The sequence below is a fragment of the Almyronema sp. genome, from assembly GCF_052168255.1.
GTDB lineage: Bacteria > Cyanobacteriota > Cyanobacteriia > Phormidesmidales > Phormidesmidaceae > Sphaerothrix > Sphaerothrix epifaneia.
Genome location: NZ_JBQLZL010000038.1, coordinates 62829 through 69887, shown reverse-complemented (window position 1 = coordinate 69887; position 7059 = coordinate 62829). Strand labels below are relative to the sequence as shown.

General features: G+C 51.9%; 6 protein-coding genes and 1 tRNA gene. 3 read left to right on the top strand and 4 right to left on the bottom strand.

Annotation, left to right across the window (positions count from 1 at the left end; translation table 11 throughout):
• Positions 1 to 304 precede the first annotated feature (304 nt).
• Positions 305 to 799: a molybdenum cofactor biosynthesis protein MoaE gene (locus tag ACTS3T_RS08670; RefSeq protein WP_377963108.1), complete on the top strand. Its 495-nt coding sequence runs from the start codon at positions 305 to 307 to the stop codon at positions 797 to 799.
• Between the two features lie 9 nt (positions 800 to 808).
• On the opposite strand, the gene ACTS3T_RS08665 is transcribed toward ACTS3T_RS08670, so the two are convergent.
• Entirely contained in the window at positions 809 to 1312 is a 504-nt protein-coding gene (locus ACTS3T_RS08665) for a GNAT family N-acetyltransferase (RefSeq protein ID WP_377963106.1), read from the bottom strand.
• A gap of 168 nt (positions 1313 to 1480) precedes the next feature.
• Positions 1481 to 1553 (bottom strand) — tRNA-Ala (locus tag ACTS3T_RS08660).
• A 166-nt stretch (positions 1554 to 1719) separates the two neighbouring features.
• Here ACTS3T_RS08660 and ACTS3T_RS08655 point away from each other — a divergent pair.
• Positions 1720 to 2337 (top strand): (2Fe-2S) ferredoxin domain-containing protein, encoded by a 618-nt coding sequence (locus ACTS3T_RS08655; protein ID WP_377963104.1) that lies wholly within the window; start codon positions 1720 to 1722, stop codon positions 2335 to 2337.
• Positions 2334 to 3545 (top strand): class I SAM-dependent methyltransferase, encoded by a 1212-nt coding sequence (locus ACTS3T_RS08650; protein ID WP_377963102.1) that lies wholly within the window; start codon positions 2334 to 2336, stop codon positions 3543 to 3545. Before ACTS3T_RS08655 ends, ACTS3T_RS08650 begins: the two co-directional genes overlap by 4 nt.
• On the opposite strand, the gene dusB is transcribed toward ACTS3T_RS08650, so the two are convergent.
• Both dusB and ACTS3T_RS08640 read right to left on the bottom strand, forming a co-directional pair.
• Positions 3486 to 4562, bottom strand: a complete 1077-nt coding sequence (gene dusB / locus ACTS3T_RS08645; RefSeq protein ID WP_377963100.1) for a tRNA dihydrouridine synthase DusB — start codon at positions 4560 to 4562, stop codon at positions 3486 to 3488. The two genes, ACTS3T_RS08650 and dusB, sit on opposite strands and share 60 nt — an antisense overlap.
• Before the next feature lie 49 nt (positions 4563 to 4611).
• On the bottom strand, positions 4612 to 6990 hold the full coding sequence (locus tag ACTS3T_RS08640; RefSeq protein WP_377963098.1) for a diguanylate cyclase domain-containing protein: 2379 nt from the start codon (positions 6988 to 6990) through the stop codon (positions 4612 to 4614).
• Between the last annotated feature and the right edge of the window lie 69 nt (positions 6991 to 7059).

Sequence of the window (7059 nt, the reverse complement as noted above, 5' to 3'; positions counted from 1 at the left end):
AAGCTTTCTGTAGCAACTTTCTCACTCAAGAGAGACGGGATCGCTGGGCTTTTCTGATAGCTTGTATAAATTTTTTGGCTATTTTCTATGCCTATAGGAACAGTTTAGTTTGGTAAGCAGTAGAGCCAAAGCTAGCAGGCTGAACCGGAGGGCAGAAGAAAAGCTTTTTCGTTAGCAACTTTTGCCACTGAAGTGTCTCAACGCTGGTGGCGATCGCTATAGTTGATGAGGTTAATTTGACCTTGTTCGCGTACTGCAAGCGGCTGGCGAGATAAGCTGGTAGAAATTCCCTGCAACAACCGCTATGACTGCAAACTTGACGTCTAACCTGACTAACCTTGGGTCAAAGCAGACAGGCGATCGCTTTGCGATTACCTTTGCTCCTCTGGCTTTAGAGACGGTCTATCAACAAGCTGACACATCAGCCAGCGGTGCAATTGTGGTGATGAGTGGCATGGTACGCGAACAGACGCAAGGGCGAGCGGTGGTTTCGTTAGAGTATCAGGCTTATGAACCGATGGCGATCGCTGTTTTTCAACAAATTGCGGCCAGTATTCGCAAACAGTGGCCGCAAGTAACGCGCATTGTCATTCACCACCGTACGGGACACTTAAAAGTTGGTGAAATTAGCGTTTTAGTCGCTGTTGGCTGTCCTCACCGAGCGGAGGCTTTTGCCGCCTGTCAGTACGCCATTGACACGCTCAAACACAACGCCCCCATTTGGAAAAAAGAACATTGGGCAGATGGCTCTAGTAGCTGGGTCAGCATTGGCGCTTGTGAGCCAGCCGAGGCAGGCTAGCAACGGGGGCTAAAGCGCTTCTGAGGTAGAGCGTAAGTGCTTACGCATTTCAATGTATTGAATCCGCAACCCCAGTTCGGTGGTGATGTAAGACGTCCCTAAAACCTGGTAGCCGTTGGCTTGATAAAACGGGCGGGCGGTGAGGGAAGCCGCCACGCCAAGGGCTTTAACTTTGTGATTAACGGCAATTTTTTCTAACGCTTTGAGTAAACGGCTACCAATACCCTGCCGTGCATAGTGAGGGTGGACATATAAAGCACTGACATGGCTACCTAGCAAGGTGGCTAGCCCCACCCGCATCCCTTTAACTTCAGCCACTAGGGTCGTTTCTCGCTGAGAGCCGCCACGACTGGCATAACGAATATTGCGATTGATAAGGGCTTCAATTTGCTCAGGAGCATAGTCTTGGCTGCAAAGGGTGCGCAGGGCATCCGCTTGAATCCGCAGCAGCTGAATGACATCTTGAGGCTGGGCTTTGCGAATGGAAATCAGGGGTGGGGGGGGCTTGTTCATGGGGGGCAACGGGTAAGGCAACAAAGGGTCGAAGCAGCCAATTGCTTTGACGCCAACGGTCGTATGGCAATAGCTTACCCAACTGCCGGGGAAAGCGTTAACGCTAGGGCAAGTTTAACCTGCGTTGCCAGGTGAGATAAGTTGATTTTTGCCCAGGTAAGTCAATGATGGAGAATAGGGGAGTCGAACCCCTGACCTCTAGGGTGCGATCCTAGCGCTCTACCAACTGAGCTAATTCCCCGCACTCAACCGTATCTTAGCAGAGACTTTTGCTGGCGTTGAGCTGTAACTTTAACCATTGGCTGAGGCAAGGCGATCCGCTGCTTGCTAGGCTAGGCTTAGGTCATAGCCCATTTGCCCTAAATTTGAGCTAGCTGACCTGATGCTTAGCAAATGAATCTCAAAACATGTCAAAGCGCGATCGCAAGACGGATTTTTTTCTGGAAGGCCGATTTTTAGGATTTTCGCCCCAAGGTACAACCGACAACAAATATATTGATCTGCTAACTGCCCAAGGGGGCTACCGGATCAAGCTCCGCAAGTCACTGCGACCCATCCTGGCAGACTATTTATTGCCGGGAGATGCTATTCGGGTCATTGGGGAGCAGAAAGGGGATGAAACAGCCGAGTCGTCTCAGATGAAGGCGCTGAAGGTGACTCGGTTAGCCCCGGATCAAATTGCTGTTGCCGTTCAGCCCTCAGAGACTCAGGCGATCGCCTCGGCTAAATCAGCTACCCCTAATAGCCCAAAACCCACCAAAATTTTGGTTTGCCAGAAGTCAAGCTGCCGCAAGCGGGGCAGTGCTGAAGTCTGCCAGCAGCTTACTGAAAGTCTGGAAAAATCTGGCCTGAGCGATCGCGTCACTATCAAAAAAACAGGCTGTATGGGACACTGCAAAAGCGGCCCCCACGTCGTGTTTATTCCTGATAAAAAGCGCTATAGCGGCGTTAAGCCCAAGGCTGTGCCAGAACTGGTGGCTAAGCACTGCGCTCAAAAAACTCAAACAGGCGATCGCCAATCGTGACCCCTGCTGCTGCTACCCCAGATTTACCGCTGCGTCAGCTAATTGCTCAGCACCTCCAAGCTCAAACGCCACCCCGTCTGACGTTTGCGGCGTACATGGAATTAGCACTTTACCAACCGCAGTGGGGTTATTACGCCAAACCAAATCCTGGGCTAGGCCCAGCCGGAGACTTTGTCACCTCGCCGCATCTAGGGCATGACTTTGGCGAACTGCTGGCCGTCCAGATGGCCGAGTTTTGGCGCTGTTTGGATCAACCTGACCCCTTTACGCTAGTAGAGATGGGGGCAGGGCAGGGGCTGGTAGCGGCGGATTTGCTCAATGCGCTGGCTCAAAGCGAGCCAGACTGTTTGGCGGCTGTCAACTATATCATTGTGGAAAAGTCAGCAGGGCTGATTCGGCAGCAACGGCAGCGGCTGCAACCCTGGCAACCGCGCGTAAGCTGGCGATCGCTGGCAGAACTTCCGGCAGACTCGATTACAGGTTGCTTTTTTTCAAATGAGCTAGTAGATGCTTTTCCAGTGCATCGGCTGGTTTTGACGGCGGCGGGGCTGCAAGAAATTTATGTAACGCTGGCGGATACGGCGGCGGCAGTTCCCACGTTTCAAGACACGATTGGGCCACTTTCTACCCCTCGACTGGCGGCCTATTTTGATCTAGTAGGCATTCAGCTCCAGCCGCCGCAGTACCCCTTGGGGTATCAAAGCGAGGTCAATTTAGCTGCACTTGACTGGATTGCAACCGTTGCTAGCAAACTCCAGCGCGGCTACCTGCTGACGATTGACTATGGCTATCCGGCCAGCCGCTATTATGGGCCAGCGCGATCGCAAGGTACCTTGCAGGGCTATTACCGCCACGCCCACCACAACGACCCCTATGTTTATGTCGGCCAGCAAGATCTGACTGCTCACGTAGACTTTACCGCCTTAGAGCGTTACGGCCAGCAGCAAGGGCTAGACAAACTAGCCATAACGCCACAAGCTCTATTTTTAATGGCTTTGGGGTTGGGCGATCGCCTCGACGCCCTAGCGGCGATTGGCGAAACGGATCCGCAAACGGTGCAAAGGGCTTTGCGGCGGCGAGATTTGCTGCACCGTCTGATTGATCCAATGGGCTTAGGTAATTTTAGTGTGTTGCTACAAGCCAAAGGTCTAAGTGCTGACGAACGTGGGCGATCGCTGCGGGGATTCACTCTGCCGCCGCTGGCCTAAAGATGATGACTGGTGCAAGCTGGCGATCGCCTCATCGAGAAGCTGACAACCTTGTTCAACCGTTTCTAGCCGACAAAGGCGATCGCGCAGGTCGGCTGCTCCTACAAACCCTTTGGCATACCAGGCCATGTGCTTACGGGCTTGCCGAATACCGCGCACCCCTTTGTAGTCTGCCAGCATGATCAGGTGTTCACGCGCACACTCTAATCGCTCAACAACAGTCGGCGGTTGCCGCAATTTTCCCGTTTTCAAAAAGTGATCAATTTCACCTACCAAAAAGGGATAGCCTAAGGTACCGCGAGAACACATCACGCCGTCAGCACCCGTTTGCTCTAAACAACGCACTGCCGCCGCCACTGAAAATATATCGCCATTGGCAATGACTGGAATGCTGAGCGCCTGTTTAACCTGTGCAATCCACTCCCAGCGGGCTTTGCCTGTGTAGCCCTGTGAGCGAGTACGACCGTGGAGCGTCAGCATTTGCGCGCCTGCTGCTTGCATCCGCAGGCCAAACTCAACCGCATTAATGTCATTGTCATCCCAGCCAATGCGCGTCTTGACAGTAACCGGAACCTCGACGGCAGCAACGACAGCCCGCACGATGGCCGCTGCCGTTTGGGGATCGCGCAATAGCGAAGAACCGCCCCCTTTGCGAGTAATTTTATTAACTGGGCAACCCATGTTGATATCTACCGTGTCAGCGCCTTCAGCAACCGCTTTGCGGGCAGCAGCGGCTAAAAAGTCGGCTCGACAGTCAAAAAGTTGAATACTAATGGGGCGTTCATCAGCATCAATTTCCATCAGTTTGGGCAACTGGCGCAGGTGGTGCAGTTCTGAAGCGCTGACCATTTCGGTATACATCATAGAATCAGGCGCATAGCGTCTGACAAGCCGCCGAAACACCCAATCGGTCACGCCTGAAAGCGGCGACTGTAAAACTCGGCTGGCGATCGCGACCGAACCAATTTGCAGCGGAGTTGCCAAACGCTGCTGCAGTTGAGGAGAAAGCGTGACCATTATCTTTGTTTGCGTAGACAGGCAGTATAGCAAAGGCTATCGAGCTTAGCTAGGCTTGAGACTGGCTGCTGGTGAGCGCCTGAGCTTGGGGCTGATAGCGGAAACAGTTACGCCCTTGTCGTTTGGCTTCATATAGGGCTTGATCGGCGGCGGCGATTAAATCGGCAGGCGTGTTGTGTAAGCTAGGGAGCAACTCAGCCGCCCCTAAACTAACGGTGACGACCTGATTAAGGGGTGAATCCAGGTGGGGAATAGACGCTTGGGCGATCGCCTGTTGAATATGTTCGGCAATATGCAGGGCACCGTGCAGATCTGTTTTGGGTAGCACGATGGCAAACTCTTCGCCACCATAGCGGGCTACCAAATCGGCTGGACGGTTAACTGAGCGATCGAGAATCTGGGCAATTTGCCGCAAACAGTCGTCTCCCATCAAGTGACCATAAAAATCGTTATAGCGCTTAAAGAAATCGACATCGCACATCAGCAATGACAGCCCTGACTTTTCTCGCCGCAGCCGCCGCCACTCTTGTTGCAAATAGCTGTCCAAACAGCGGCGGTTGGGAATTTGCGTCAGCCCGTCTAAATTAGCCAATCGTTCTAGCTTGCGGTTGGCTGCCTGTAGCTGTTGATATAGCTCGGCTTGCTGAATTGCGATCGCCAGTTGAGCCGCTAACTCTTTGAGCAGCAGCTTTTCGTCTTCACTCCAGCGCCGTGCTGTCTGACAGCGGACGCCCATAATGCCTTTTAGCTCCCCTTCAAAGCGAATACTAATAATCAACACAGCGATCGTAAAGTCGCTGTCATCGGCCAATGGCGTAGATGCATCGACGACGACCATGTCGGTTTGCTGCAGCGCGGTTTGCACGTAAGGATCTTGCTCAATAGAGTCAAGAGCCTCAGAGAACGTTTGGTAGCCTTCGGCTAAATCAGCTTTAACCTGCTGGAGCGCGTGCGTTTCTGCGTTCCATAGGCCAATAAAGCTGGCTGTGCTTTCAAAGGCTGTCAATAGCTGATGAGCCGTTTGGCATAACACCTGATCGAGATCTAAGCTTTGGTTGATTGCTTCTACAATGTCATTGAGCAGCGCCTCACGCCGCGCCTGCTGCGAAGCCTGAGTATAGAGCTGACTTTGTTGAATGGCGATGTTGAGCTGGGCTGTGATTTGCTTGAGAAAGTCAACTTCCCACTCTTCCCAATAACGGGGGTGATGACACTGATGGACAATCAAAAGTCCCCACAAATGATCTTTGAGAAAAAGCGGAAAGGCTAAAACGGCTCGAGCTTGAAGTTGCTGCATCAAATTGGTGTAGCAGGCTGGAGCATTGATAGCATCAACATCATGAACGACGCTGACATAGCCCCGGTAGTAGCGCTGCTGTAAATAAGCTTTAAAGCACTGATCGCGAAACCACTCGCCCGTCAACGAGAATTTTTCAGCACTGACTGATTCGACAAAAACCTCGCCGTTCCAGGCGTCGTTGAACTGGTAAATCAGCACCCGATCGGTTTGCAACCAGGCTCGAATGTCTTCAACGGCTGTTTTCAGAATTTCGTCTAGGGCTAAGGTTTGCCGCATTCGTTGGGTAATTAAGCCCAGCAAGCGATCGCGCTTAGCTTGTTTTTGTAAATTATCTTCAAACTGCTTGCGCTGGGTAACATCGCGAGCAATCAAAATAGCTTGCTGAGCTTCTATGCCGACAATGCGAGTTTCAAAATGGCGCGATGGCTCATGAACACTCAAAGGACACTCAACCGTTGTCACTTGACCTGTTAACAACGCCTGCTGCAACGCCTGATACAGTTGTTGGCCTAGGGGAGGCGGAAAAATCTGCTCTAGATGACAGCCAACCAACTTGTCTGCTTGTGACTTGAACGCCTTTTCTACTTGATCGATGCCTGTAACGTAGTTCAGCGTACCGTCAGCATTGAGATGCAGCATGATATCTGGAAACGCATCCAGAATGGCCTGCATTTGCTGGTTTTTTTGTTGCAGTTCTCGCTCCACTCTCTGGTGGGTTTCGAGGGTTTGAATGAGCTGTTGCTGCTGCTGGCGAACGGCCAATTGGTGGCGAATCCGGCTCAGTACTTCCTCGGCTTCGAAGGGTTTAGTGATATAGTCAGCACCGCCTAAATTAAACGCCTGAATTTTGTTAGGCAGGTCTGTATAAGCACTAATGAAGATGATCGGGATATCCTGAGTGGCCGATTGGGTCTTCAATCGCTTGCAAACTTCATAGCCGTCCATTCTCGGCATCCGAATGTCGAGCAAGACTAAATCCGGCGTCTGAACTGCCACCGTTTCTAAAGCGATCTCGCCGTTGACTGCTTTGCGTACAAGGTAGCCTTCTTCAGACAGCAAGGTTGCAAGAGCCCGCAAGTTGTCAAGCTCATCATCCACAATCAAGAGGCTGACCGGCGTTTCAGTCATTACTACCCGCAAGAAGCATTGTCCTTTTAGCTTAAAAAAATCACTGATACCAAAAAGTGTCACCCAAGA